This is a genomic window from Petrotoga mobilis SJ95, assembly GCF_000018605.1.
Lineage (GTDB): Bacteria > Thermotogota > Thermotogae > Petrotogales > Petrotogaceae > Petrotoga > Petrotoga mobilis.
In genome coordinates, this window is the sequence record NC_010003.1 from 328,485 (window position 1) to 354,644 (window position 26,160).

The 26,160-nt window shown below is 34.1% G+C and carries 28 protein-coding genes and 2 tRNA genes; 19 read left to right on the forward strand and 11 right to left on the reverse strand.

Annotation, left to right across the window (positions count from 1 at the left end; genetic code table 11):
• Positions 1 to 43: 43 nt before the first annotated feature.
• Together PMOB_RS01575 and PMOB_RS01580 are read left to right on the forward strand one after the other, a co-directional pair.
• The gene (locus PMOB_RS01575) at positions 44 to 928 is read left to right on the forward strand and encodes a carbohydrate ABC transporter permease (RefSeq protein ID WP_012208155.1); all 885 of its coding nucleotides are present in this window, start codon (positions 44 to 46) and stop codon (positions 926 to 928) included.
• Positions 921 to 1,745, forward strand: a complete 825-nt coding sequence (locus PMOB_RS01580) for a carbohydrate ABC transporter permease (protein ID WP_012208156.1) — start codon at positions 921 to 923, stop codon at positions 1,743 to 1,745. The genes PMOB_RS01575 and PMOB_RS01580 overlap by 8 nt, the downstream gene beginning before the upstream one ends.
• A 135-nt stretch (positions 1,746 to 1,880) precedes the next feature.
• Here the strand turns inward: PMOB_RS01580 and PMOB_RS01585 are convergent, their stop codons facing one another.
• Positions 1,881 to 2,264: a RidA family protein gene (locus PMOB_RS01585; RefSeq protein ID WP_012208157.1), complete on the reverse strand. Its 384-nt coding sequence runs from the start codon at positions 2,262 to 2,264 to the stop codon at positions 1,881 to 1,883.
• Between the two features lie 62 nt (positions 2,265 to 2,326).
• Positions 2,327 to 3,712, reverse strand: a complete 1,386-nt coding sequence (locus PMOB_RS01590; protein WP_012208158.1) for a tryptophanase — start codon at positions 3,710 to 3,712, stop codon at positions 2,327 to 2,329.
• A 368-nt stretch (positions 3,713 to 4,080) separates the two neighbouring features.
• On the opposite strand from PMOB_RS01590, the gene PMOB_RS01595 reads away from it, so the two are divergent.
• From PMOB_RS01595 to PMOB_RS01605, 3 genes are read left to right on the forward strand one after another with little or no spacing between them, the layout of a single operon-like run.
• A complete protein-coding gene (locus tag PMOB_RS01595; RefSeq protein ID WP_012208159.1) occupies positions 4,081 to 4,992 on the forward strand; it encodes an RluA family pseudouridine synthase in 912 nt (303 codons plus the stop codon).
• A 10-nt stretch (positions 4,993 to 5,002) separates the two neighbouring features.
• Positions 5,003 to 6,391, forward strand: coding sequence for a DUF5693 family protein (locus tag PMOB_RS01600; RefSeq protein WP_012208160.1), 1,389 nt, complete (start codon positions 5,003 to 5,005; stop codon positions 6,389 to 6,391).
• Entirely contained in the window at positions 6,388 to 6,825 is a 438-nt protein-coding gene (locus PMOB_RS01605) for a hypothetical protein (RefSeq protein WP_012208161.1), read from the forward strand. Before PMOB_RS01600 ends, PMOB_RS01605 begins: the two co-directional genes overlap by 4 nt.
• Positions 6,826 to 6,863: 38 nt before the next feature.
• On the opposite strand, the gene PMOB_RS01610 is transcribed toward PMOB_RS01605, so the two are convergent.
• Positions 6,864 to 8,069 (reverse strand): pyridoxal phosphate-dependent aminotransferase, encoded by a 1,206-nt coding sequence (locus PMOB_RS01610; RefSeq protein WP_012208162.1) that lies wholly within the window; start codon positions 8,067 to 8,069, stop codon positions 6,864 to 6,866.
• 358 nt (positions 8,070 to 8,427) lie between these two features.
• Between PMOB_RS01610 and PMOB_RS10120 the strand changes: the two genes are divergently transcribed.
• Complete coding sequence (locus PMOB_RS10120; protein ID WP_012208163.1) at positions 8,428 to 9,210, forward strand: ECF transporter S component; 783 nt, start codon at positions 8,428 to 8,430, stop codon at positions 9,208 to 9,210.
• 53 nt (positions 9,211 to 9,263) lie between these two features.
• Here the strand turns inward: PMOB_RS10120 and PMOB_RS01620 are convergent, their stop codons facing one another.
• A complete protein-coding gene (locus PMOB_RS01620; protein WP_012208164.1) occupies positions 9,264 to 9,878 on the reverse strand; it encodes a superoxide dismutase in 615 nt (204 codons plus the stop codon).
• Between the two features lie 187 nt (positions 9,879 to 10,065).
• On the opposite strand from PMOB_RS01620, the gene PMOB_RS01625 reads away from it, so the two are divergent.
• From PMOB_RS01625 to PMOB_RS01635, 3 genes are all read left to right on the forward strand, one after another.
• The gene (locus PMOB_RS01625; protein ID WP_012208165.1) at positions 10,066 to 11,235 is read left to right on the forward strand and encodes a metallophosphoesterase; all 1,170 of its coding nucleotides are present in this window, start codon (positions 10,066 to 10,068) and stop codon (positions 11,233 to 11,235) included.
• Between the two features lie 143 nt (positions 11,236 to 11,378).
• Entirely contained in the window at positions 11,379 to 14,039 is a 2,661-nt protein-coding gene (gene ppdK / locus PMOB_RS01630; RefSeq protein WP_012208166.1) for a pyruvate, phosphate dikinase, read from the forward strand.
• Between the two features lie 185 nt (positions 14,040 to 14,224).
• Positions 14,225 to 15,172 (forward strand): methylenetetrahydrofolate reductase, encoded by a 948-nt coding sequence (locus tag PMOB_RS01635; protein ID WP_012208167.1) that lies wholly within the window; start codon positions 14,225 to 14,227, stop codon positions 15,170 to 15,172.
• A 37-nt stretch (positions 15,173 to 15,209) separates the two neighbouring features.
• Here PMOB_RS01635 and PMOB_RS01640 read toward each other — a convergent pair.
• Positions 15,210 to 15,285: transfer RNA gene (locus tag PMOB_RS01640), tRNA-Trp, on the reverse strand.
• A gap of 282 nt (positions 15,286 to 15,567) precedes the next feature.
• Between PMOB_RS01640 and ffh the strand changes: the two genes are divergently transcribed.
• The 8 genes from ffh to lepB all read left to right on the forward strand — a co-directional run bounded on the left by ffh (position 15,568) and on the right by lepB (position 20,818).
• Positions 15,568 to 16,887, forward strand: a complete 1,320-nt coding sequence (ffh, locus tag PMOB_RS01645; RefSeq protein ID WP_012208168.1) for a signal recognition particle protein — start codon at positions 15,568 to 15,570, stop codon at positions 16,885 to 16,887.
• Between the two features lie 38 nt (positions 16,888 to 16,925).
• Entirely contained in the window at positions 16,926 to 17,261 is a 336-nt protein-coding gene (rpsP, locus tag PMOB_RS01650; protein WP_012208169.1) for a 30S ribosomal protein S16, read from the forward strand.
• Positions 17,258 to 17,488, forward strand: a complete 231-nt coding sequence (locus tag PMOB_RS01655) for a KH domain-containing protein (protein WP_012208170.1) — start codon at positions 17,258 to 17,260, stop codon at positions 17,486 to 17,488. Before rpsP ends, PMOB_RS01655 begins: the two co-directional genes overlap by 4 nt.
• A 5-nt stretch (positions 17,489 to 17,493) precedes the next feature.
• Positions 17,494 to 18,051, forward strand: coding sequence for a ribosome maturation factor RimM (gene rimM, locus PMOB_RS01660; RefSeq protein ID WP_012208171.1), 558 nt, complete (start codon positions 17,494 to 17,496; stop codon positions 18,049 to 18,051).
• On the forward strand, positions 18,029 to 18,820 hold the full coding sequence (gene trmD, locus PMOB_RS01665; RefSeq protein ID WP_012208172.1) for a tRNA (guanosine(37)-N1)-methyltransferase TrmD: 792 nt from the start codon (positions 18,029 to 18,031) through the stop codon (positions 18,818 to 18,820). The genes rimM and trmD overlap by 23 nt, the downstream gene beginning before the upstream one ends.
• Positions 18,813 to 19,379 (forward strand): RNA methyltransferase, encoded by a 567-nt coding sequence (locus tag PMOB_RS01670; protein WP_012208173.1) that lies wholly within the window; start codon positions 18,813 to 18,815, stop codon positions 19,377 to 19,379. The genes trmD and PMOB_RS01670 overlap by 8 nt, the downstream gene beginning before the upstream one ends.
• Positions 19,380 to 19,487: 108 nt before the next feature.
• Positions 19,488 to 19,847 (forward strand): 50S ribosomal protein L19, encoded by a 360-nt coding sequence (gene rplS, locus PMOB_RS01675; protein WP_012208174.1) that lies wholly within the window; start codon positions 19,488 to 19,490, stop codon positions 19,845 to 19,847.
• A 5-nt stretch (positions 19,848 to 19,852) separates the two neighbouring features.
• Complete coding sequence (lepB, locus tag PMOB_RS01680) at positions 19,853 to 20,818, forward strand: signal peptidase I (protein WP_012208175.1); 966 nt, start codon at positions 19,853 to 19,855, stop codon at positions 20,816 to 20,818.
• A gap of 47 nt (positions 20,819 to 20,865) precedes the next feature.
• Here the strand turns inward: lepB and PMOB_RS01685 are convergent.
• Positions 20,866 to 20,953: transfer RNA gene (locus tag PMOB_RS01685), tRNA-Ser, on the reverse strand.
• Positions 20,954 to 21,013: 60 nt separating this feature from the next.
• On the opposite strand from PMOB_RS01685, the gene rsmG reads away from it, so the two are divergent.
• Together rsmG and PMOB_RS01695 are read left to right on the forward strand one after the other, a co-directional pair.
• Positions 21,014 to 21,691 carry a 16S rRNA (guanine(527)-N(7))-methyltransferase RsmG gene (gene rsmG, locus PMOB_RS01690; protein ID WP_012208176.1) on the forward strand — a complete coding sequence of 226 codons (678 nt, stop codon included), beginning with the start codon at positions 21,014 to 21,016 and terminating at the stop codon, positions 21,689 to 21,691.
• Positions 21,688 to 22,467: a lipoate--protein ligase family protein gene (locus PMOB_RS01695; protein ID WP_012208177.1), complete on the forward strand. Its 780-nt coding sequence runs from the start codon at positions 21,688 to 21,690 to the stop codon at positions 22,465 to 22,467. Before rsmG ends, PMOB_RS01695 begins: the two co-directional genes overlap by 4 nt.
• Here PMOB_RS01695 and PMOB_RS01700 read toward each other — a convergent pair.
• Genes PMOB_RS01700 through flgG form a run of 5 tightly spaced genes read right to left on the reverse strand, consistent with a single transcriptional unit; the run spans position 22,442 to position 26,140 of the window.
• Positions 22,442 to 22,723, reverse strand: a complete 282-nt coding sequence (locus PMOB_RS01700) for a hypothetical protein (protein WP_012208178.1) — start codon at positions 22,721 to 22,723, stop codon at positions 22,442 to 22,444. The genes PMOB_RS01695 and PMOB_RS01700 overlap by 26 nt on opposite strands.
• Positions 22,724 to 22,725: 2 nt before the next feature.
• Positions 22,726 to 23,712: a flagellar basal body P-ring protein FlgI gene (locus PMOB_RS01705; RefSeq protein ID WP_012208179.1), complete on the reverse strand. Its 987-nt coding sequence runs from the start codon at positions 23,710 to 23,712 to the stop codon at positions 22,726 to 22,728.
• A 12-nt stretch (positions 23,713 to 23,724) separates the two neighbouring features.
• Complete coding sequence (locus tag PMOB_RS01710) at positions 23,725 to 24,360, reverse strand: flagellar basal body L-ring protein FlgH (protein ID WP_012208180.1); 636 nt, start codon at positions 24,358 to 24,360, stop codon at positions 23,725 to 23,727.
• 2 nt (positions 24,361 to 24,362) lie between these two features.
• Complete coding sequence (flgA, locus tag PMOB_RS10125) at positions 24,363 to 25,295, reverse strand: flagellar basal body P-ring formation chaperone FlgA (protein ID WP_012208181.1); 933 nt, start codon at positions 25,293 to 25,295, stop codon at positions 24,363 to 24,365.
• Positions 25,296 to 25,354: 59 nt separating this feature from the next.
• Positions 25,355 to 26,140 (reverse strand): flagellar basal-body rod protein FlgG, encoded by a 786-nt coding sequence (flgG, locus tag PMOB_RS01720; protein WP_012208182.1) that lies wholly within the window; start codon positions 26,138 to 26,140, stop codon positions 25,355 to 25,357.
• Between the last annotated feature and the right edge of the window lie 20 nt (positions 26,141 to 26,160).

Here is a 26,160-nt window from a genome sequence, read left to right on the forward strand (position 1 = left end):
GCCCCGTTAAAACGGGGCTTTACTCCAAAGGAGGTTTTGTTGATTGCAACCGAAGATCAAATTAAATAATTTAGGATATGTTTTACCCACACTTATTTTCATAATATCGATCTTTTTGATTCCTATTGTATATACTGTAGTCATTTCTTTCTTTAATTGGAATCTTTTAAGACCGGATTTAGGAGTAAGGTTTGTAGGTTTACAAAATTATATAAGAGCTTTTAGAGACTCTTTTACCTGGGAGACAATGGGAAGAACTTTCTACTTTGTTATAGTTTCAGTTCTATTGGAACTAATATTTGGTTTTATAATAGCTCTTTCGCTAAATACAGAATTTAAAGGTTGGAAAGTTGTTCAATCGATAATTTTAATTCCTTTCATGATTGCTCCAGTTGTAGTCGGATTCGTGTGGAAATTTATTTTAAATCCTGATTACGGTCCTTTACCACAACTTTTAATGAACATAGGATTTGGTTCAATAGCAGAAAATCCATTGTTAGCAAATCCAAACTCTGCCATGTTCATGGTCATATTAGCGGATGTTTGGGAATATACCCCTTTTGTTACTTTAGTTTTATTGGCTGGTTTAAAAGCTTTGCCACAAGAACCATATGAAGCCGCATATGTGGATGGAGCTTCAGCTATTCAAAGATTTTTTTATATAACTCTACCTTTACTACGACCCTCAATCATGGTTGCTATTGTAATTAGGACGTTAACGTCTTTAAGAGTATTTGACACCATTTTTATCATGACGGGTGGTGGACCAGGTTCTGCTACAGAAACACTTTCTTTTTATGGCTATAGAACTGCATTTCAATCATACCAAATGGGATATTCGTCAGCGATTAATCTGATTTCATTTTTCTTAGCAATTGTTTTTACTTTAGTCTATATGAAAATATTAGGGTGGGATAATAATGAGTAAAAGTAAAATTATAAAAGTATTGTCATTGACAATAGTAGTTATAGCGTTAATTTGGACGCTTTATCCCCTTATGTGGATTCTTTTTTCATCCTTTAAAACACCTATTGATCAGTTCACAATTCCACCAAAATGGATCCCAGAAAATTTCACTTTAAGAAATTATAAGATTTTTTTTAGCAACACGGAATTCGTAAGAGCCTTCTTCAATAGTATTATAGTTACCGCCTCCTCCACTATTTTAGCTCTAATTCTTGGTATACCAGCAGCTTATGGATTGGCTCGTTTTAAATGGAAACATGCAAGTCTATTGTCATTTATTATACTGTTAGCACGTATGACTCCACCGATTGTTATGGTGTTACCTTTTTTCTTAATTTCTCGCATTCTAAATCTATCAGGAACATACATCCCTATTATCATTGCTAGTTCTTTTTTCAGCGTACCTTTTGCGGTGTGGATGATGCAAGGCTTTTTTTCTGAAATTCCTGAATCACTAGAGGAAGCTGCTATGATAGATGGGTGTACAAGATTTGAATCGTTGAGAAAAATAGTTCTTCCTTTAGTATTACCAGGAATTTCGGCAACTTCGATATTATGTGCACTCGTATCATGGAATGAATTTTTATTCGCCTTAATTTTAACTGGTCAGGAGACCCGAACACTGCCAGTACTTGTGAATATGTTTGTAAGTGAAAAGAATGTTGATTGGGGGGTAATGAGCGCTGCTGCGTTGATCACTGTTATACCCATGATAATCTTCGGACTACTCGTTCAAAACAATTTGGTTAGAGGGTTAACTGCAGGAAGTGGAAAATAGGTGTTTTTATCCCCCCTCAGATCCCCTTTCTTATGTTCAGTTCACTAAAAACTCATCTTTTAACCATCAAAGTAAGGAATTTGCCTACTGGATAGGGGAGCTTTTTAAAGATACTTTTGGTTGCTGCGATATTTGCTATTCAGCGGAGGCAATTGCCTCAATCTCAATTTTGACATCTTTGGGCAGTCGAGCGACTTCCACAGCACTACGGGCGGGATAAGGTTCAGTAAAGAATTCCTGATAAACTTCGTTTATTGCTGCCATTTCATTCATGTCCTGGATAAAAAGGGTGCATTTAACTATTTTATCCATACTTAAACCCGCTTCTTCCAGGACTTTTTTAATGTTTGTTAAAGACTGCCTGGTTTGATCTTTAATATCACCACTTACTAGTTCGCCTCCAGCCGTAAAAGGAATTTGACCACTTGTTATAACCAGATTTCCGATTTTAATAGCCTGAGAATAGGGGCCAATTGCAGAAGGAGCATTTTTTGTCTTGATCGCTATTTTTTTACTCATTTTTTATCAACCTCCTGATGTTGTAAAATTGCTCTCTTTAGAATCTCTTCAATCATGCCACTTTATTCTACTGGTTTTAACCTGCCAGTGAAATGTCTAAGGATTTCTGGTTCATATGTGAATTCTAATCCTTTGAGTGAGTTAGATATATTTTTTACAGCTAATAATCCTTCAGCAACGTAATCAAGGTGAGTGTAAGTGTAGACTCTTCTTGGAATAGCCAATCTTAAAAATTCAAAAGGAGATTCAAGTTGTTCACCGGTCTGAGGATCACGCCCCATCATTAATGATCCAACTTCTACACCACGAACTCCAGACTCTAAATAAAGTGCGTTTGCCAATGCTTGAGCTGGAAACTGGTAATAAGGTATATGAGGAAGCATTTTTTTAGCATCCACAAAAACAGCATGTCCTCCAGTTGGATATTGAATTGGTACTCCACCCTCTTTTAACCTATCTCCCAAGTATTTTACTTGTTTTATTCTATAATCCAAATAATCAAATTGAATTCCTTCTTTTAAACCTCTTGCCATCACTTCCATATCTCGACCGGCTAAACCACCATATGTAGGAAATCCTTCTAAAGGGACAAGAGCTGCTTTTACTTGATTAAACAGGGCTTCATCTTCTTTAATCCCAATTAATCCACCTATATTTACTATGGCGTCTTTTTTTGCACTCATGGTGAACCCATCGGCATAACTGAACATCTCTTTCACTATTTCTTCTATGGATTTTTCAAAATATTCTTTTTCTCTTTGCTTTATAAAATAAGCATTTTCAGCGTAACGAGCTGCATCTAGAAATACACGAATCCCATATTTATTGGCTATTTCACTAACTTGCCTTATATTTTGCATAGAAACAGGTTGTCCACCCGAACTGTTACAAGTTATAGTTATTATGATAAAAGCAATACTATTACTTCCTTTATCTAATATAAAGGATTCCAATTTTTCCAAGTCAAAATTTCCTTTAAAGGGATGATAGGTATCTGTATCAAGAGCCTCTTCTATAACTAAGTCGACAGGTTTACCTTTAGCTAATTCGACGTGTGCCTTAGTTGTATCAAAATGCATGTTACTCAAAACGTATTGACCAGGTTTTTTAATTAAAAGGGGGAATAAAACCTGTTCTGCTCCTCTTCCTTGATGAGTTGGAACAAAATAGTTATGTCCAAAGATTTCTCTACTTGTTTCCCATAAATGGTAGAAACTTTTACTTCCTGCGTAAGATTCATCTCCCAACATCAATCCTGACCATTGATTATCGCTCATTGCGCCAGTACCGCTGTCAGTCAACAAATCAATGTAGACTTCTTCTGATTTCAAGGCAAATAAATTATAACCACCCCTCTTTAAAGCTTCTTCCCTTTCTTTTCTTGAAATTTTTTTGATAGGTTCCACCATCTTAATTTTAAAAGGTTCTGGGTTTGCTTTTATCTCCATTTTTCTCCTCCTATTCAGTATTTGAAGCTCTTTTTATTAATTTTCTAAAAAACAACAGAATTTTTCACCCCTTTTTAGAAGTTGATTCATTGTGACACCATTTTTATTATGCCGACTCAATTCAACAAAGTCAAGTTATATTAAAATTTTTAAGGTAATACAAAAGATAAGAAAAAAGATTAAATTTTTCAAAAAAATCCCAAAACCAGAAAGAACATTTTATTTTTTTCTAGGGATATAAAATATTCCAAGGTTTTTTCACAAGAAAAACAAAAAGGTGATATAATAAATAAACGAATGAATATTGCGTCAAAAAAGTTTTTCTTTTTTTCGGCAAGGAGGTTAATCTAAGGGAGGCTCATTTAAGGTTGGAAAAAGAAACAACAGTGAACGAAAAAAATTATTATTCTAGGTTAGACACGTTTATAAGAAAAAATTATCCCGAAATAAAATTGGGAGCTATTTATGGTTTGATAAGAAAAGGTTTTGTTAAAGTCAATGAAAAGAGGGTCAAAAAGAACAATTATATCTTAGAAATAGGAGACAACGTTAAAATTATTCTGGATGAAAATAAATTAGAAGAATTATCCAGACCTACTCAACCTTCTTTAAAGGCAAGACCAGTCTCTTTTGACATTATCTATGAAGATAAAGACCTTCTAGTGATAAACAAACCTGCCAAAGTGTCTGTACATCCGGGTTCTAAAGAAGAAATGGCAACGATAATCGAAGGAGTGATGCATTACTCACGAGGTGAATTTGAGCCTCACTTGGTACATCGTTTAGATAAATTAACATCTGGGGTAATGGTTGTGGCAAAAAACAAGCAAACAGCTCGTGAGTTAACACAGTTAATCAAAAGTAGAGAAACAAGGAAATACTACTTAACCTTATTGGTAGGGAATTTAAATAAAAAAAGTGGAGAATTAGTTTCTACAGTTTATGGTAAAACAGCACAGTTAAAATTTAACCTTAAGAAAAAATTCGATTTATTTGGTGAGCTATATTCTTTGGTAGAGATTGAATTATACACAGGCAGAAAACATCAAATAAGAGTTCAATTCGCTGATTTAGGTTTTCCCATCGCTGGGGATGATAATCACGGGGATAAAAAGCAGAATAAGCTTTTAAGAAAAAATTATGGTTTAAAAAGAATTTTTCTTCATGCGAGTAAGATTTCTTTTGATTATAATAATAAGCATTACGATTTTTATGCACCGCTGAGTGAAGATCTTCAAACTGTATTGGACAAACTGGAGAAAAGCCCAAAGAGGAATTGAGGGATCTAAAATGAACAAAATAAGAAAGCCGATAATTTTTATTACTTTATTTAGCTCTTTGATTTTCTTCTTTTACGCCTTTTATATTGATTATCAAAATTCTAAAAATTATTCTATACTGCCTACAGAAGATCAATTGAATTCTGAACAAAAAAGCGGCTATAATTACTTGGTTTATAACCAATATGCCATATTAAAAGACTTTGAATCTCAAGGCTTCGAAGAAGATCAATCTTTTCTAAGAGAATTAACAAACCAATACGATTGCCTACTAGTTGTCGAGTTTTCTGATTTTGATAAGTATTTTACAGAAATAAAAGATAAAATGAATAAGGACATCCTTAATAATATGAGATATGTACATTACATCAAACCTGGAGAAATAGATAAATTTGATGATCAGATGATAGTTCAAAGATTTCATAGGGCATTGAAAGAGAGAAAGATAAGATACTTTTTGTTCCCCGATCATCCAAGGACCCCAGAGCTAATAAGATTAGTTCAAAAAGATTTAGGAACCCCAGTTACAATCGATTCAATTAAGTACTCTTCTCCCAACGTTATCGTTCCATGGGTAGGTTTTGGACTCATCACAATGAATTTATTAGTATATATACCCCTTTTTGCTATCTTATATATTTTGGCTTTTTTCTTTTTATACAATTGGTCTTTCACTTTGGCCGCAACTTTGTTTTCAGTCATCATCTTTTTTAGAATTTCTAAAAATAACCTCCTAAAAATAATTGGCTATGCTTTATTGTTTGGAGTTTTAGTGTATATGAGCGCTTACAACTCTTTATTTATCTTCAAGCTTAACAACGTTAGAGGGATCAAAATTCTACTTTTAGTTTTGCCTTTGTTAGTACTGTTGAAAGCGTTTATGGATTTTACCGGTTTTAGATTTAGCAAATTTAATATCGCGGAATCTTTTAAGAAGGTTAAAGAGTTTAAATTTAACAAGTCGGATATTTTATTACTTATTTTTGTCGCATTTGCTGGAATTATATACATAGTAAGAAGTTCAAACTGGGCTTTTGTTACAAATTTTGAAAGAAGAGTTAGGGATGCGTTAGAAAGAGCGCTTATAGCAAGGCCGCGAACAAAAGAACTTATTTCGTACTTGTTTTATTATACAACTCCTCTTTCAGGGAGAAGTTTTATATGGGACTTTTTTAAGGCTTTACTACCGGTATCGATACTTGACACTTTTTTACATATACACACACCGTTGAACTTGAGTGTCTTACGAACGCTCAACGGTTTTTTAGTTTCTCTTTTACTTTTGTTAGTTATAATATTAATAGAAAACTTGTATAGAAAGTTTACATATTCAGCTCATGCACCGCAAGAAGAAAATATTAGCCAAGAAAATTCAACCGCCGAGGAGGGGATAGAATGAATAACTTGAAAGTTTTTTTAAGAAGCATAGCAATTATTGGAAGTATCGTGGTAGCGGGACTTTCTGTCTACTTGTTTTATCTTGAAAGTGTCAATCAAAGACTTTTCGAGTATTTTAATTTTTCGGATTTTTTAAACTTTCTTTTTATAGGTTTATTTGTCGGATTGGTAGGAGGTTTAATATTTTTTTATTTTCTGTTTCTATTTAACAAAAAATACGGTATGACATTTTCGATCATACTACTTAGTGTGCTTTCTGCTTTGTCTATTGTTGTATACTCTTCAATGATTTTAAGCGTTATTTTTATTGCCAACCTTATTGGATTATCTTTGGCAATATATTTCACAAGGCAAAAGCCGGAAAACAAAAAGTACGTTAAACCTTCATCGCCCAAAACTGCCAAAGAACAAACTGACAAAAATTCAGAAAATTAATTCAAAGGCGCCGTATATTGAAACGGCGCCTATTGATATCATTTAACTTTTATTTTTCTCTCATTGTAAACGGTCACAGCTTCTTTTAGGATATTACAAGCCTTTCTTAACTCTTCGCTGTTTAATACATAAGCGATTCTTATTTCTTGCTTGCCAGCACCTGGTGTAGCATAAAAGCCTGACAACGGTGAAACCATTACAGTTTCTCCATTCACATCGAAGTCTGTAAGCATCCACTTAATGAACTCCTCAGAATCATCGATCGGTAGTTTAACGGAGAGATAAAATGAACCATGGGGTTTCTTACAAACGGCTCCTTCGATCTTTTTTATCTCTTCGTATGCAGCGTCCCTTCTTTTTTGGTACTCTAATGCAACACCTTGATAATAATCTTTCCCCAAATCCTTTAGTAACCCTAAAACACCAAATTGAGCCAACAAAGGTGGAGATAATCGAGATTGAGCAAATTTCATAACTTGCTCTAAAAGTTTTTTGTTTTTAGTAGCAAAAACTCCAATTCTTGCACCGCAAGCGCTGTATCTTTTCGATACACTATCGATTAAAATGAATCTGTCTTTGTCTTCAAAATCCATGACGGATACATGCTTAGTTCCATCAAAAGTGAATTCTTTATATACCTCATCTGATATTACAAATATGTCTTTTTCTTTTGCAAAGTCAACGATTCTTTTTACTTCTTCGTAACTGTACACAGCTCCTGTCGGGTTTGAAGGATTTGAAAAGATTATTGCCTTAACGTTTTCGTTGTAAGCCTTTTCGAATTCTTCTATACTTGGAACAGCGTAGCCGGTTTCCGGATCCGATTTCACTGGGCAAAGTTTTACATTTAGCATCTCTGCAAAACCTTTATAATTAGCATAAAAAGGCTCTATAACCATTACTTCATCTCCTGGATCTGCAACAGATGCCAAAGCGAAAATTGCTGCCTCGCTTCCACCTGTAGTGACGATCAACTCTTGGGGGTCAAAGTCTATATCCCACAACTTATAATAATCGGAAAAAGCCCCACGTAACTCTAATAGCCCTGCAGAATGACTGTAATAAATTACTTTGGATGAGTACTTTTTTATCCCTTCGAAGAATGCTTTAGGTGTTTCAATATCAGGTTGCCCTATGTTTAAAAGGTAAACTTTTTTACCTTCTTCCTTTGCCCTTTCTGCATATGGAACTAATTTTCTAATAGGAGAAAATTGTGTATTTAAAACTCTTTGAGATATTTTCATATCTTGCCCTCCTCATTCTCATTTTTATTATCTCTTCTGAGACTTGCTCCCCTTTGCCCCGCTCCCCACCCAGTTTCTTTCCCCATTCCGTAGGGATAAAGTATAAATTTATTTTCTAACAGTACTTATTATAATTTAAATAAGCTAAAAAGTCAAAGGACGCCAGAGCTGATTATAAGTGATTATAGCTTTTTACAGGCAATTATTCAAGCAATGAAAAAAATTTCATAGAAAATATTTTCTCATTAACGAAAGATATATTTGAACTGTTGTATTCAAAGAGTGGATGTTGTATAATTAAGTGAAAAATAAGGCTTTTAGTTTATTATTGGATTTCTACTTAGAGGAGGAATTTATATTGAAAACGAAAGATGTTGCAATTTCTGGTATAATGATTGCCTTAGTTTTTGTTTTAACCTTTGCGATAAAAGTTCCTGTCCCGTTCACAAGGGGCTACGTACATTTGGGAGACAGCATGATATTCATTTCAGCAATTTTGTTTGGCAGGAGGGTTGGAGCTTTAGCCGGAGGATTAGGTTCGGCTTTGGCAGATTTGGTTGGAGGTTATGCTTATTGGGCTATACCTACTTTAATTATAAAGTCCGTTATGGGGGCTTTAGTCGGTTGGATTTCCGATAGTTATAGAAACAAATATTCGGGCAAAAAAGAACTTACAATTTTTCTCTCAAGTATAGGTATATGGTTGGCTTTTTCCTTAACTCTTTCCTTATTCTTAAAAAACTTGATAGCGAATTTAGCTACTTCTCCTTTCACTAACAATTTAATGAATGAATTGGGATATGAAAATATAGAAGAGTTAGAAAATTTTTTATTAAACGCTAGGGTATTAATCAACATTATTCTTTTAGCAATACCAATAGCCATAATACTAATTTCGTTGTTTCTTAGGGGGAAGGATTCAAAAATCTTCAGATTAGGTAATTTGATGGGAAGTATGATAGCCGGTCTATGGATGGTTATAGGATACTTTTTTACAGGTAGAATCATAGTTGGTAATTGGGTGATGCCTATTTTTGAGGTACCTTGGAATGTTTTACAATTCACCGTAGGAATTATCGTTGCATACATAGTGTTATTTGGGTTACAAAATACAAAGCTTTTTGAAAATTCCCAAAAGTAAAATAAGTAATCTCGGTTGCATAAGCAACCGAGATCTTTTTGTTTTACTATTATTTATTTTAGCAACATTTCATACCTTTTAGTAACTGCTTCCCAATTAACTATGTTCCACCAAGCTTGTATATATTCGGGTCTCTTGTTTTGATATTTTAAATAATAGGCGTGTTCCCAAACATCTAAGCCTAACACAGGTTTTAAACTGTATGTAATAGGATTATCTTGATTCGGTGTGGATAGAATCGAAAGATGCCCGTAGTTATCTAATACTAACCAAGCCCATCCGCTCCCAAATCTTGTTACTGCAGCATTTGAAAATTCCTCTTTAAATTTGTCGAAACTTCCGAAAGTCTTATCAATACTTTCAGCTAACTTTCCAGAAGGTTCGCCACCACCGTTGGGCCCCATTATTGTCCAAAATATGGAATGATTGTAATGCCCGCCTCCGTTATTCCTTACTGTTGTTCTAATATCTTCTGGTATATTGTCTAAATCCTTGAGAATGTCTTCTATACTTTTGCTTGCCCATTCAGGATATTTTTCTAAGGCAGCATTTAAATTTTTAACGTAACCTCCATGATGCTTAGTGTGGTGAATCTCCATTGTTGTAGCATCTATGTAAGGTTCTAGAGCATCGTAGGGATAACTCAATTTTGGTAATTCAAAAGCCATAATTACACCTCCATAATTTGATTTAATTTCCGATAATTTTTGTCGTAATTAAATTATACCACACATTTTGTTATTATGCAAGTCGAATTTGAGGTTCATATATTTTTAATAAATCTTATAAAAAGTGGAAAATGTTTGTGTTATAATTACCTTCAGAATTTCGAAAAAATCTGCTGGAGGAAACCAAATGAAGGTTTTTCTGAGTGATTTGCACATCGGTTTAGGTAATGAATCAGATGACTTTATATACGATGACAGACTAATCAAGTTACTACGTGATCTTGATGATGAAAACAATGAGTTATTTATCGTTGGAGATTTTTTCGAGTTATCTAATTTAATCAATGATGGTCTCATGATGGATACAGCTTCTGAATATGCAGAAAAATTTGATCCCTCTTTAATAGATACAATATTTGCTAGCCATGAAAAGATGATCGAAGAGCTCCGAAAATTTTCAAAAAAACATAACATTTATTATATCGCAGGTAACCACGATTATTACATTCTTTTGAATCAAAAAATAAACGAAAAGATCAAAGAAGCATTCGAGAATTGTGAAATTTTACCCTATTATTATGATCCAAACTTAAGATTATTTGTTATACATGGTAATCAGTTCGATATAGTCAACAGATTGAGCAAAGATAAAGATGGAAACCTTATTCCGCCATTTGCAGAGTACATGAACAAATACATGAATTATAATTTTGGAAAAGTCGCCGGGAAAATTCTACCTGCTGAGCTTTATTCAGATTATCAAAATATTTATCCTCAGTTGGATGTTTTCAAGTGGTTGGATATTATAAAAGAAAAATATGATCTTAATTACAATTTAAAAAACAAATGGATTGAAACCTTCACACAACTGATTAAAACCCCTCAGGTAAAAAAGTGGATGAAAATAAACTTTCCTGGTGTAAATATTCTATCCAATATATTTGTGAATAACTTGGGGGGCATGAAATTAGGTGAAGCTATAGTTAGAGTAGGAATGTTCTTCAGAAGTATGAGAAATTCGAATTCTCTTTTAATGAAGGCAGAAGAACTTTTAAACGATAAATTCTATATACCGAAAGAATATCTTATTGGGTTTTATGATCAAGATATTTCTTTTGCTAAGGGAGAAATAAAGGGAATAGTTATGGGTCATAACCATAGAGCGTCCTTTAATATCATAAAAAACGGAGGCTCAAAAGAAGTTTATATTAATACTGGAACATGGAAATTCATGGTAAATAGAAATTTTGGAATAAATAGAAATGAGTTCATCAAAAAAAAGTTAATTTCCTATCTGTTGATAGACGACTCAAATAAGTCCATGAATTTTAAATTAGTGAGAGAAGAGGCGTTTTAATTCTTAAAATTGTATGTTAAATTTTACCCAAATGAGAAATAGAAAAAAAGTAATTAGAATATAATTAAACAAAGTGTGATGATTTAAACACTAGTTTTTTTGTAATTATAATTTTTTCATAAAAATAGCTAGGAGGGAAACAGATGGGAAAAAAGTACGTATACGTGTGGAATAAAAACCGAGTAGAAGGCAACTCGAAAATGAAAGACATTCTTGGTGGAAAAGGTGCTAACTTAGCAGAGATGGCATCTTTAGGTTTGCCAGTACCTCCAGGTTTCACTATTTCAACGGAAGTATGTAAATATTATTGGGATAATGGCAGAAAATTCCCAGAAGATCTTAAATCTGTTGTTGAAGAAGCCATGACAGAGCTTGAAAATGTTACTGGCAAAAAATTCGGTGACAACAAAAATCCTCTTTTGGTTTCAGTCAGGTCAGGTGCCGCTGTTTCTATGCCTGGAATGATGGATACTATATTGAATTTAGGTCTTAACGATGAATCAGTCGAGGGATTAGCCAAGCTAACTAACAACGAAAGATTTGCTTGGGATTCTTATAGAAGATTTATCCAAATGTTTGGTGATGTTGCTTTAGGTATCGCCCATGAAAAATTCGAAGAAGCCCTTAATGAAGTTAAAAGAGAAAAAGGCGTAAAACAAGATTTAGAATTAGATGCGAACGATCTCAAAAAAGTTGTTGAATTATACAAGAAATTGTACAAAGAAGAGGGAAAAGAGTTCCCACAAGATCCTATGAAACAACTTTGGATTGCTATTGAAGCAGTTTTTGGAAGTTGGAACAATCCAAGGGCTATAAAGTATAGACAAATTAATGAAATGGATAAACAAGGGCTTTTAGGAACTGCTGTGAATGTAGTTGCTATGGTTTTTGGTAACATGGGAGAAGACAGCGGTACAGGTGTGGCTTTCACAAGAGATCCAAATACTGGTGAAAAGAAATATTACGGTGAATTTCTAACCAATGCACAAGGGGAAGATGTCGTTGCTGGTATAAGAACTCCAAAAAGTTTGGATGAGTTAAAGAGTATCAATCCTAAAACATATAACCAGTTACTTGAGGTTATGGATAAATTGGAGAAACATTTTAGAGATATGCAAGACATAGAATTTACAGTTGAAAAAGGACAATTATATATGCTTCAAACAAGAAGCGGAAAAAGAACTGCTGCTGCGGCTGTTAAAATTGCGGTAGATATGGTAAAAGAAGGTCTCATAAGCAAACAAGAAGCAGTGATGAGAGTTAAGCCCGCAGATATAGAAAAATTACTACATCCTATTTTCGATTCTGAAGAATTAAAAAATGCCCAATACATTGGGAAAGGATTACCCGCATCTCCTGGTGCTGCAACTGGAAAGATTGTTTTTAGCGCAGACGATGCCGAAAAGCTGGCAAAAGATGGTGAAAAAGTAATCCTCGCTAGACCCGAAACATCCCCCGAAGATGTTGGCGGTATGAACGTTGCAGAAGGAATATTAACATCACGTGGAGGCATGACTTCTCATGCTGCCGTAGTTGCCAGAGGAATGGGTAAGACAGCTGTTGTTGGAGCAGAAGATATAGTCATCGATTTAAAAAATAAAGTTATAAAATCTAATGGAGTTGAATTAAAGGAAGGCGATTGGATTTCCATCGATGGAAACGAAGGAAAAGTTTACGCTGGAAAAATCAAAACAGTTAGACCCGAAGGATTAGCAGGGGATATTTCAGTATTGCTTGAGTACGCAGATGAGGTTTCAGTTTTAGGGGTCAGAGCAAACGCAGATATCCCAAGAGATGCAAAAGTTGCAAGGGAGTTCGGAGCTCAAGGAATTGGACTTTGTAGGACAGAACACATGTTCTTTGGACCAGAAAGAATAAACAAGATGAGAACTATGATCGTCTCAAAAACAGAAGAACAAAGAAAAGCAGCTTTAGAACAACTGTTACCATTTCAAAGATCAGACTTCAAAGGATTATTTGAAGAGATGGAAGGATTTTCTGTTACAATAAGGCTTTTGGATCCACCTCTTCATGAATTTGTTCCAGAGAGCGATGAACAAATAAAAGAAGTAGCAAAAATGATTGGAATCAGTGAGGAAGAATTAAGAAGTACAGTTAAAGATCTAGAAGAATTTAACCCAATGATGGGTCACAGAGGTGTGAGATTAGCTATCACTTACCCAGAAATAGCAGAAATGCAAACAAAAGCAATAATTTTAGCCGCTATTGATATGATAAAAGAAGGTAAAAAGGTACAGCCAGAAATAATGATCCCATTAGTTGGAGACGTTAAAGAGCTTACCATCCTTAAAGAATCCATCAAGCAGATTGCTGACGAATTAATAAAAGAAAACAACGTAGACTTAGAATACAAAATTGGAACAATGATCGAAGTTCCCAGGGCCTGTGTGGTTGCCGATCAAATTGGTGCAGAAGCTGATTTCTTTAGCTTTGGTACCAACGATCTTACACAGCTAGGCTTAGGTTTTTCAAGAGATGATTATGGAAAATTCATTGGAGATTACATTGAAAAAGGTATCTACGAAAAAGACCCATTCCAACAAATCGATAGAGAAGGCGTTGGAAAATTAATAAAACTTGCTTTGGATGGTGGTAGATCCACAAACCCAAAATTAAAGGTAGGAATTTGTGGTGAACACGGTGGAGATCCTGATTCTATTGAGTTTGCACACTTGGTAGGGTTGGATTATGTAAGCTGTTCTCCATACAGAGTACCAGTCGCTAGATTAGCAGCCGCCCAAGCGGCAGTAAATTATAAGAGAGGTAAAAAAGTTAATTATTAATCAATAGGTAAGAAAATCAGCAATCATAATAGTCTTAAAATTAAAATGTTGATTTTATAATAGTTGCAGGGTGGAGACCTCTCCACCCTTTTTGTTATGCCGTCTATTAGCTGTTGACTATTTTTTGCCAATATGTTAAAATTGAACAAATGTTTTATTATATATAATGTCCGGGGTGAAATACAATGAAAATAGTAGATTTGATCAAACAATCAAACAAACCTGTTCTTTCCTTTGAAATTATCCCCCCTAATGTTGGAGAAAGTATTGATTCAATATTTAATGTTGTGGATAATTTAATCGAATTTTCTCCTAAATATATCAATGTCACTAAGCACGCCAACGAAATAGACTATGTTGAAGAAAATGGGAAGATTATGAAAATCATCCAAAAGAAGAGACCTGGGACCGTCGGAGTAAGTGCTTCAATAAAACATAGATATAATATCGAAGTAGTCCCTCACTTAATATGTACGGGCTTTAACAAATATCAACTGGAAGACATACTAATAGATCTAAATTATCTCAGGATAGAAAACATATTCGTCGTAAGAGGAGATAAGAAAAGGTATACATGGAAAGAAACCGATGAATACGAACATGCAAGTCAATTAGTTGAGCAAATAGCAAATATGAACAGAGGAATATACACGTTCCCAACAAAAGAACATAATTCTACAAATTTCTGCGTGGGCGTTGCAGGATACCCAGAAAAACATTTTGAATCCCCAAACTTTGAAAAAGATTTGGACTATTTGAAATTAAAGGTCGATATGGGGGCAACATTCATAATAACTCAGATGTTTTTTGACATTGAGTATTACAAAAACTTCGTTAATAAAGTTCGAGATCTCGGCATAGAAGTGCCAATAATCCCAGGCATCAAACCGTTGGGAAGCAAAAAAACACTATACAACATTCCTAAAACTTTTCATGTTAATATACCTAAATCCATTGTGGAAGAGTTTGAAAACGCAAAATCATCTCAAGATGAATATATTATAGGAGTAAGGCACGCAATAAAACTAATTGAGCAACTTTTAGAACTGGGAGTTCCAGGAGTACATCTTTTTACGATGGGGAAAGGAAAGATAGTAAAAGACGTTTTAAGTGCATTTAAGGGAATTTTTTAGAATTTCGATGGGTGGGGGAGCAAAGGAGAAATAAAAATGGCACGCCCGGAGGGAATCGAACCCCCAACCTGCGGTTTTGGAGACCGCCGCTCTGCCAGTTGAGCTACAGGCGTATTGCTTCAATATTATAACATAAAAATAGAGATCTATCAAGCATTTTTTTCTTTAAATTAGAGTGAATTGATTTGTTAACAATAATGTGATAAGCTTATGAATAGAGAAATACAACGCGTATTTTAAAATAAGTGTTCTTCTATTTATATTATAAAAAATTTAATGTAATAGTAACTTTAAATTATACCTCGTCTTCTACTTTTTTCATACTTTTTACCAAATTTCTTTCTTTTTATAGTATACTAAGGAAGGATTATTTTAAGTCATGGGGTGAGCAAATAATGTTTGAAAACTTACAAAAAAAGCTGACAGGAGTCTTCAAGAACCTATCGGGTAAAGGAAAATTATCCGAAAAAAATATAAAAGATGCTGTTAGAGAAGTGAAACTTTCTCTTTTGGAAGCAGACGTTCACTATAAAGTGGTAAAAGAACTGATTGACAGAGTCAAAGAAGAAGCAATTGGATCTAAGGTTCTCGAAAGTTTAACCCCTGATCAAGAATTTATCAGAATAGTTAGAGACGATTTAATAGAATTGATGGGTGGTAAAGAAAACAATAAAATTACCATTTCTCGTAATCCAGGTTTTATAATGCTTACGGGTTTGCAAGGAAGCGGTAAAACATCAACCGCCGCTAAGTTAGCAAATTTTTATAAGAAAAAAGGAAAAAACCCTTTGTTAGTTGCTGCCGATACTTACAGACCAGCGGCTATCGATCAACTTGTACAGTTGGGTGAGGATATTGGCATTCCCGTTTTTACTGGTGACAGAGTAAACGCTTTGAAAATTATAGAAGAAAGTAAAAAATATGCAGAAAAGCTTTTGCATGATATTGTTATTGTAGATACCGCAGGGCGTTTACACATCGATGAAAAGATGATGGAAGAGCTAGAAAATATAAAAAAATTAATCAATCCTGATGAAATTTTGATGGTTGTCGATTCAATGGTTGGTCAAGATGCAGTTAATTCAGCAAAAGAATTTAACGATAAATTGGATCTTTCTGGTTTTGTTGTTTCAAAACTCGACGGTGATTCTCGAGGCGGGGTCATCATCTCTATTAGGTACATAACTGGAAAACCCGTCAAATTAGTTGGTGTTGGTGAGAAGATAGATGATTTGGAAGAGTTTTACCCAGATAGATATGTTGGAAGAATTTTGGGAATGGGAGACGTACTTTCTTTCATAGAAAAAGTAGAACAAGATATAGATAAAAAGAAAGCAGAAGAAGATGCCGAAAGGTTTATGGATGGAAAGTTTGATTTAAAAGACTTTCTCGAGCAAATTCGACAAATAAGAAAATTAGGGCCTCTAAGTAGTCTTTTAGAAATGGTTCCTGGTGTCCCAAAGGAGCAAGTAGATGTAACAAAAGGTGAGCAAGAATTAAAAAAATTCGAGGCAATAATAAATTCAATGACCCCTAAGGAACGTAAAAACCCAGGAATACTTACTTATTCAAGAAAACAGCGGATAGCCAAGGGAAGTGGGACAACTCTGCAAGATATTAACAGACTATTGAAATCATACGATCAACTGAAAAAAACTATGAAGCAAATGAAGAAACTAAAGGGCAGAAAACTAATGAACAATCTACCGTTTTGAAATACCAATAATAATTAAAAATATATGGAGGTGTATTAATGGTAAAAATCAGATTGAACAGGATGGGAAGGAGACATCAACCGTTTTACAGAATAGTTATCGTAGACTCAAGAAACAAAAGGAGCGGAAAATATATAGAATCAATAGGATACTATGATCCTCTAAATAACTCAAACCAGTACAAAGTCGATGAAGACAAGGCTTTAGATTGGCTTTTAAAAGGTGCTCAACCCACAGACACAGCAAGAAGAATTCTTAGAAAAATGGGTGTTATGAAAAGATATGATGAAATAAAATTTCAAGCTAGAAAAGAAAAGGGTGTCAAAGAATCTAATGAAATTGTTGAACCAGAAGGAGAAGAAGTTAAAGAATGAAAAATCTGCTTTTAGACATTTTGAATAACATCGTTAAACATCCAGATGAAATAAAGATAGTAGAGTCCAACGAGGAACAAAACGTAATATTTGAAATATATGCAAATTCTGAAGATGTTGGACAAATAATTGGAAAAGACGGTAGAACTATTAAATCCATAAACATTCTTTTAAACGCAGCAAAAAAAGATCCTGATAAGAAATTTATCTTAAAAGTAATTAGGTGAGTGAATTGAACAGTTTATCCAATCTTTTGGACAACAAAATCTCTGTGGCAAAAATTGTTAATAGCCATGGAGTGCACGGAGAAGTAAAAATAGTACCTTTTACCAACGTAAAAGATGTGATAACGAACTTAGAAGAAGTTCTTTTATACAACACCTCAACCAGAAATTTCTTCTTTAGTAAGGTACTACAAGTTAAACCATTAAATAAATTTTTTGTATTGAACTTACGTGGAATAAAGGATATGGACGAAGCTAAAAAAATGATAGGGTATGAAGTTTTTATCGATAAGAAAGATCTTCCTTCTCTTAATAGTGAGGAATATTACTGGTATGAGATTTTAGATTCTGAGGTGTACTATGAAGATGGGGAATACGTTGGAAAAGTAGAAGAAATAATTCAAACAGGTGCAAACGACGTTATTTCTATAAAAAACCTTGAAGATGATAAAGAAGTTCTCATACCAATGACAGATCATTACATTATTGAGTTAAAAAAAGAGGATAAAAGTATTATAGTAAAAAAGATAGAGTGGTACGAAAATGGAACAAATCAAGCGGATTAAAATTAGTGTTTTGACTATTTTCCCTGGTATGTTTGATATAATCAGAAACTATGGAGTAATCAAAAAAGCTATAGAAAAAAAATTAGTTGAAATAGATATACTCAATTTAAGAGATTACACAACCGATAAACACAAAGTAACTGATAAACCTGGTTACGGTGGAGAAAATGGAATGGTTATGCTGGCAGAACCTTTTTATCGTTTTTACGATGAATACATACTATCTAAGAACCACAAACCTTATGTAGTTTTACCTTCTCCCCAAGGCGAAGTATTTAATAACGATTTAGCTTTTGAGTTAGCAAAAAAAGAGGAATTAGTTTTTTTCTGTGGAAGATACGAAGGAATAGATGAAAGGGTTAGAAAGATCGTTGACAAAGAAGTTTCAATAGGAGATTATGTTTTAACCGGCGGTGAAATCCCTACCATGGTTATTATTGAAACTCTTTTAAGATTTTTGCCCGGAGTAATAGGTTCAAAAACAAGCGTGGAAAACGATTCCTTTTACAATGGGCTTTTAGATTATTCACACTACACCAAACCTCAGAATTTTAGAGGGATGCAAGTGCCGGAAATTCTGTTAAGCGGGGATCATGAACGTATTAGAATCTTTAGAAAAAAAGACAGTTTGTTAAAAACGATATTGAAGAGGCCAGATCTATTTATAAAGAAAGAATTAGATGAAGAAGAAAAAAAGATTTTAGTAGAGATTATTCAAGAAATGTTTAACAAAAACCCTGATAATTTTAAGGAGTCCAAAGATGTTTGATAAACTATATGTGGCCTTAATTCACTATCCTATTCTAAAAAAAGACGGAAGCATTGTTTCAACAGCCGTTACAAATTTTGATGTTCACGATATTTCAAGAACCTGTAAAACTTATAATGTTAAAAACTATTTCTTAGTTACTAACTTGCCTGCTCAACGAAAGATTGTAGAAAAAGTTTTAGATTACTGGCTCAACGGATATGGAGGAGAATTTAATCCCAACAGAAAAGAAGCGCTTGAAATATTTAAAATAAAAAATTACCTGGAGGACGTTATCGAAGAAATAGAAAAAAATGAAGGAGAACGACCAAAGATAGTTTTCACTTCTGCTAAAGCAAGAAATAATGTAGTTTCTTTCGAGGAACTAAAGAACCAGATAAAAGATTCCGATCATCCATTTTTAATTCTTTTTGGAACCGGTTGGGGAATGCCAGAAGAAATTAGAGAAATTTCTGATTACGATTTAGAACCTATTAGAGCTAATGGAGAGTTCAATCATCTTTCTGTCAGAGCAGCAGTTGCAATAACCTTAGATAGATTAATAGGTGAAATTGTTTGATTTCTAGACTCTTCTGTGAGTCAACTGTTGGGTGGGAAGCGGGGCGAAGGGGCGCTAAATGAAGTTTCTAAAGACACTACGAAAAATAATATTTGGGAGGTTTTAAAAATGGACAAAATCATAAATGCAGTAGAAACAAATTATAAAAAAGAAGATATCCCTGAAATTAGGCCAGGTGATACTGTAAGAGTCAACGTAAAAGTTGTTGAAGGGGAAGGTGAAAAGAAAAGGGAAAGAATCCAACCCTTTGAAGGAATAGTAATAAAAATAAGAGGCGCTGGTCTTGGACGTTCTTTCACTGTTAGGAAAATGGGAGCAGATAGAGTAGGTGTTGAAAGGATCTTTCCATTTCATTCCCCGTCAATAAGTAGCATAGAAGTATTGAAGAAAGGTAAAACCAGAAGGGCTAAACTCTATTACTTGAGGGATGTTAAAGGAAAGATAAGGATCAAAGAGAGGAAGGACTGAGCCTTTTGAAAGAGGCTACTAAGAAGAAAATTAAAGATGAAACCTTAGATTGGATTTACGCCATAATATATGCACTGATATTTGGAACAATTATCAGACTCTACGTGTTTGAAACAATGATGGTTCCAACTCCTTCTATGGTTCCAACGATCCAAGTATACGACAGGTTGTTTGTAGAAAAAGTTACCTATGAATTTGCCGAACCAAATAGAGGCTCAATAGTGGTCTTTTGGACACCTTTTGTGGACATTAGGGCCCAACAACAGTTACGTACTTTTGATAGGTTTATGGATTTTTTTGCTCCAGCACAATTTGAAGGTCATGTAAAATACGTTAAGAGATTGGTGGGGAAACCGGGTGATACCTTAAGACTGGTACCAGTTGAAGAAAAGTTTTGGGAAGATATTAAAAACGGAGAAATTCAAAATACTCCCGAGTGGTTAGATTTTATTATTGATTATTATGAAAGTGTAGATTATATTCCAACCCAGATAAAAAACAAGGTTTCAAAACTAGAAATAAACGGCGAAATACTACCTGAATTTGAAAATATTTATTATTTAAGAGATGCAATATTTGAAGATCCTAAATTTTTTGATTATATAGCCTATCCCGATCAATACCGTTATGAAATTGCTACATCTGATTTATTTTTTATGTATAAAGATAACTTCACAGGCAGATTAATACCAGCTAAACCCACTATTGAATGGTACAAAGAAATGAGAGATACACTCTTATTTACCAATTTTTATGAAAACGAACTTTCAAAATTGGACTTGACTTCTTTAATATTCAGAGATGAAGAAGGACTTGTAAATGTAAAAATTCCAGAAGGATACTATTTCTTCATGGGTGATAATACATTGGAAAGTCAAGACAGCCGCTTTTTTGGATTTGTTCCTGTTGAGAATGTTATTGGAACGACTTTTTTAAGAATTTATCCGTTTGACAGGTTCGGTAAGATATAGATAAGTATATTAAAAACCGCCAAAAGGCGGTTTTTTAAGTTTAAGAATGGCGGAGACGGTGGGACTCGAACCCACACGGGGTGTAACCCCATCGGTTTTCAAGACCGACGCCTTAGCCAATTAGGCTACGTCTCCAATAATATGAATGAAATGCTCAACCCACAGGAATTATAACATATAAGGAGCAGTTTGTCAATGAAAGAATCGGATGAAAAGGCTGAAAAAATTAATAAATACATTGAAATGTTAATTAACTATCCCGTAAATCTGACTGCTTATACAACCAAAAAAGACGCCTATGAAAACCTCATTTTAGACAGTTTAATTCCTATAGAGGCAGAAGATACCTTTCTAAATTCAAAAAATATTGTAGATATAGGAACAGGGGGAGGGATACCTGGTTTAGTATGGGCTATATACTTCCCAGAAAAAGAATTTTATCTAGTAGATAGCGTATCAAAAAAGATAGAAGCTTTAAAAATTTTTATAAAAGAGTTAAAAATAACTAACGTTTATTTGTTCTGTGAACGAGCAGAGGATTTTGCAAAAACTCATCGAGATTATTTCGACTTTGCCACATGTAAAGCGTTAGCCAGAAGTGATATTGCATTAGAATACTTGTCACCGCTCGTGAAAGTAAATAGCTATATATCTCTATTCAAAGGCCCATCATACTACACAAATGAAATGAAATATACACAAAATGTGTTGAAAAAGCTAAATATCGCTGAGTTTAAAGAAATTGATTACGAAATTGGAGAAGACAAAAAGAAAAGGTATATGATACTTTTTAAAAAGATTGGAATAACCCCCCAAAACTTTCCAAGGCAAGTAGGGATCCCGAAAAAATTTCCTTTAGGAGAAATCAAATGATAAAAATAATTGTTGATCAGCCTTATGAGGGTTCTATGAACATGGCATTTGATTTAGCCATAGCCAAACTAAATGCAATTAGAAAAATTTCTACTTTAAGGATCTATCAATGGAAATGCCCCACCTTATCCCTTGGGAAACATCAAAAAACGGACAACCTAAACTGGGAGTTTATAAAAAGTAACAATATTTCTGTTGTAAGAAGGCCCTCTGGTGGGAGAGCGGTTTTACATAATAATGAAATAACTTATTCGTTCTCAACCTTTGTTAGCAACAAAAACTTACCAAATAATCTACTTGCCAGCTACTTAAAAATCTCTCAAGCGTTAGTAAGATCATTACAAGCATTAGGAATAGAAGCGGATCTTGAAAGGTCAAAAAAAGAAGGAGTAACCAAAGACCTTTGCTATGACGCCCCTTCATTTTATGAGGTGAAAGTTAACGGAAAGAAATTAATTGGAAGTGCACAATACAGAACAGCAAATTTCGTTCTTCAACATGGTTCAATTCCGATTAAGCATGACTATGAAACCTATGTTAATTCTTTTAAATATTCTCATACTGAATGGATAAAACAACATTTAATTAGTTCTACCATCGATTTAGAAACAATTTTAAAAAAACCTATTTCAAAGATAGAGATAGTCAAAGCTCTTGAAATAGGTTTTAAATCGGTCTTCAAAGAAGAAATATCAGAAGGCTTTTTAGAACAAGAAGAAATACTTCTTGCACAAAAAATCAAAAATAATTTTACCGTTCTGGAGGAAAAGAACTAACAATTTGGTTCACTAACGGCTTTAAACTTTGTTGAGTCAATAGATTAGCATATTCAACATTTATCCATTCTTTAATCCATTTCTCAGCATTTGATTCGGGAATTAATTTATCTTCTTTAAACAATTCATCATCTTGGGCAGAGTTCAATATCTTTGCAAAGATATCCGAAACAAAAGCTTCTGTTGCATCTCTTACACCCACTTCATTATAATTTATACCAGTTACGTTAAATGCGGGACCAATTATGTTCGCCATTTTTACATCACCACCAAGTCAGCATAGAGATAAGCTTGAACGCTTTGAATAATTGCAATTATATCTTGAGGAGTTGCTCCAGCCGTTTTTAAGGCTGTAATCAAATTTGAAACCGTTGCAGGTTTCCCACTTATTTTTCCGTTTTCAACACTTACATTGAAGTTACCATGACTAACAGTGAAATCTGCTATTTCAACATCTCCTCCCAAAACTATTGTTCCAGTTTTTTCATTGATCACTATCTTGGCTTTTACATCCGGAGTAATCTCTATCTCTTCAATTAAAGCCAAAAACGAAATGATATCATCTTCAAAGTATTTAGGCACTTCTATTCTAATTGATGATGGATCAATAGCTTTTGCAATTTTTAATGAAAAAGTTGAGTTTATTGCGTTGGCAACCCTCGCCGATGTTGTTATATCTGGTTGTTTCAAGTTGATAGTCACAGTGTTTTCATTTACGATCTGTGCAGGGATTTCTTTCTCTATAATTGCCCCTTCAGGGATATACCCGACAACCTTGTATTTTTCTTGTAGGTTAGATGAAGAGCGAATATTGGCTCCACCAGTTAGAACATTACCTTGTGCAACAGCATAAACTTTATTATCAGCACCGTAGAGTGGTGTTTGCATTAAAACTCCATTTTCAATAGAGTCAGAATCTCCTATAGCAGCTACTGTGACATCTAATCTCATACCTTCCTTGTAAAAAGAAGGTATATCAGCAAAGACCATAACAAGTGCTGTATTTTGTGTCTCTACATAAGAGGTAATATTGATGTTAAAGTTGGCCAGCATATTGTTTAGCATTTCAGAGGGTACATTCCCTGAATCACCACTACCATTTAACCCTGTAACTAAACCGATTCCAAATAATTGATTGTCCCTTGCACCTCTGAAGTCAGATATATCTTTTATTCTAACTCCGGCAAAGACATATACGTTTATAATTAAAATTAATAAAAAGGTGACAAATAAATTTTTCCTCATTTTGACTCCCTTCTAAAAGAATATATTTGCTATTCCTGAAAGTATAGAGGTTAACCATGACGGTTCATTAGGATCCTGTTGGAAAACTATATCTCCATCGTACCAAATTTTTGCATTAGCTAAACTGGAAGAATAAATAGTTCCATCTCTTGCTATATTTTTTGGAGAAACGTAACCTTCAACAATCATTGTATTCCTGTTGTTACCCACTTTAATTTCCTTTTCTCCTCTAATTTTTAAAAGTCCATTTTGGTCCTCTTCTTGGATTACTGCGGATACAAATAGCTGAACCTCTGCAGAAGAAGAGGCGCTTTTTTGATCGTTTTGTACACTAACCTGCGCAGGATCTCCAGCCCCAATGGGCAAAAAATTGGATAAATCTACCCCTCCTATATTTGTAACTACTGAGTTAACCGTATCAACGGACGCTTTTTTATAATCAGGCATATTTTCAGATAAAGAGAGGGAAGGATTTTCTGAAACGACAATTGTTACGACATCTCCAACGCCAAAATCCTGATTATAGTTGTAAATAGAATTACCTTCTTCATCATTTTTATTCCACAACGACTCGGAGAACCCAAGGCTAGTTGAAACTAGAAAAGTTAAGAAAAAAATCAAAACTTTTGAAAACTTTTTAGTCTTCATTCTTACAAACCTCCTAAACTAACAAGAAGTATAGGACCTTCCTTCAGTTTACCAGTTATTATGTTTCCGCTTTCAACATTCCTTACGCTCAAAGTGTCTCCAAAATTCCCATTTGTCATAGCCCTTGCTAAAGTAGAAACCCTTATTCCCTCAAATTCTACCAAAACCGTTACAATGTCTCCAGGTTTCACGTCAGGTATACGCTTCAAATAAGTTGAATCTACTATTTCACCTTTTTTTACATCTTTGGTTAATTCATAACTTCCGGATCTTAACAATTCTACATCTACAGGTTTATTGTTAATGGTTAGAACGTTTTTAGTAGCTGGTTCTGTTAATTCTTCATTCAATATTGTTCCTCTGGTTAAATCTTTGGAATATACAAGCACTTCTTCATATTTGGATACATTAGCAATGACTGTCAGAATCTTTTGATTGTTTTTATCGTCTTTAACATTCAAACTCATATATAACTTATCGTAGCTGTGAAAGATCTTTGTCACTTCTGCTGATAAAACCCTTTCTGGAAGAACCTGTAGATCAATACTATTCACGGTCAAAGAATTGTCGTACTCTTTTATCTTTTGCTGTAAAAAACTTTCTAAATCAATGTAATGAAAATCTAGGTCTTTATGATCGTTTTTGTATATAACCGTAACCGTACTATCTTCAAAAACTAGTTCAAAATCGCTGTAATAACTACTCACTAAACCATACAAAATTTTTGAAAGCTCTATTTCAGAATAAATTAACTTATCGTTAACTATATAAGAGATAGTCCTATCTGATTTCATCTCAGGGAATATATCTTTGAGAGAAAAAATCCAATCTTCACTGAATATAACTCCCGGAATCGTAAAAACTGTGCTCGAAAAAAAACTTGATGATACAATCAACATCACAGAAAAAAATATAATTTTGATTAATCGTGTCAAAGTTATCAACTCCCTGCCATTTAACAACTACCATCAAAAAAATTAAGGGAGATTATGGTTTATCTCTTAACATTTGAAACTGTTCTCAACATTTCATCAGCGGTTGTGATAGTTTTAGAATTAATATCGTAAGCTCTTTGTGCAACTATCATATCTACCATTTCTTTAACGACATCGACGTTGGATTTTTCTAAATAACCTTGTTGTAAAGCTCCAAATCCATCCTGTCCAGGTATCCCTTCCGTTGGATTACCGGAAGCTGGCGTTTCAGAATATAAGTTATTACCTATGGGTTTTAAACCTCCAGGGTTTAAAAATCTCACAGTAGTGAGATTCCCTACATTTTGAATCGTTCCATCTCCCAAAGAAACACTTACTATTCCATCAGGAGAAACGTTTATTCCCACAGAATTTTGAGGAATCACTATATTTGGGATAACCATCAATCCATCACTGGTAGTAAGTCTACCGTTGGCATCCAATTTAAAAGAACCATCTCTGGTGTAGGCTATACTTCCATCTTGCATCTGAACTTGAAAAAATCCATCTCCCATGATTGCTATATCAGTAGAATTATCGGTTGGCTCTATGTTTCCCAACGTAAAGATACGCGTTGTTGCAGCCAAACGTGTACCGTGACCTACATAAAGACCTGTCGGTAAGGTTGAACCTTGAGCGGTCGGGGTACCGGCTTCTTTTACAGATGAATATAACAAATCTTGAAATTCAGCTCTTTGTTTTTTGTATCCTGTTGTATCGACGTTTGCAAGATTGTTTGAAATGATATCTAACTTTCTTTGTTCAGCATTCATACCAGTTGCAGCGTTATACAAAGACACCAACATAATTTACCCCTCCATTTAAA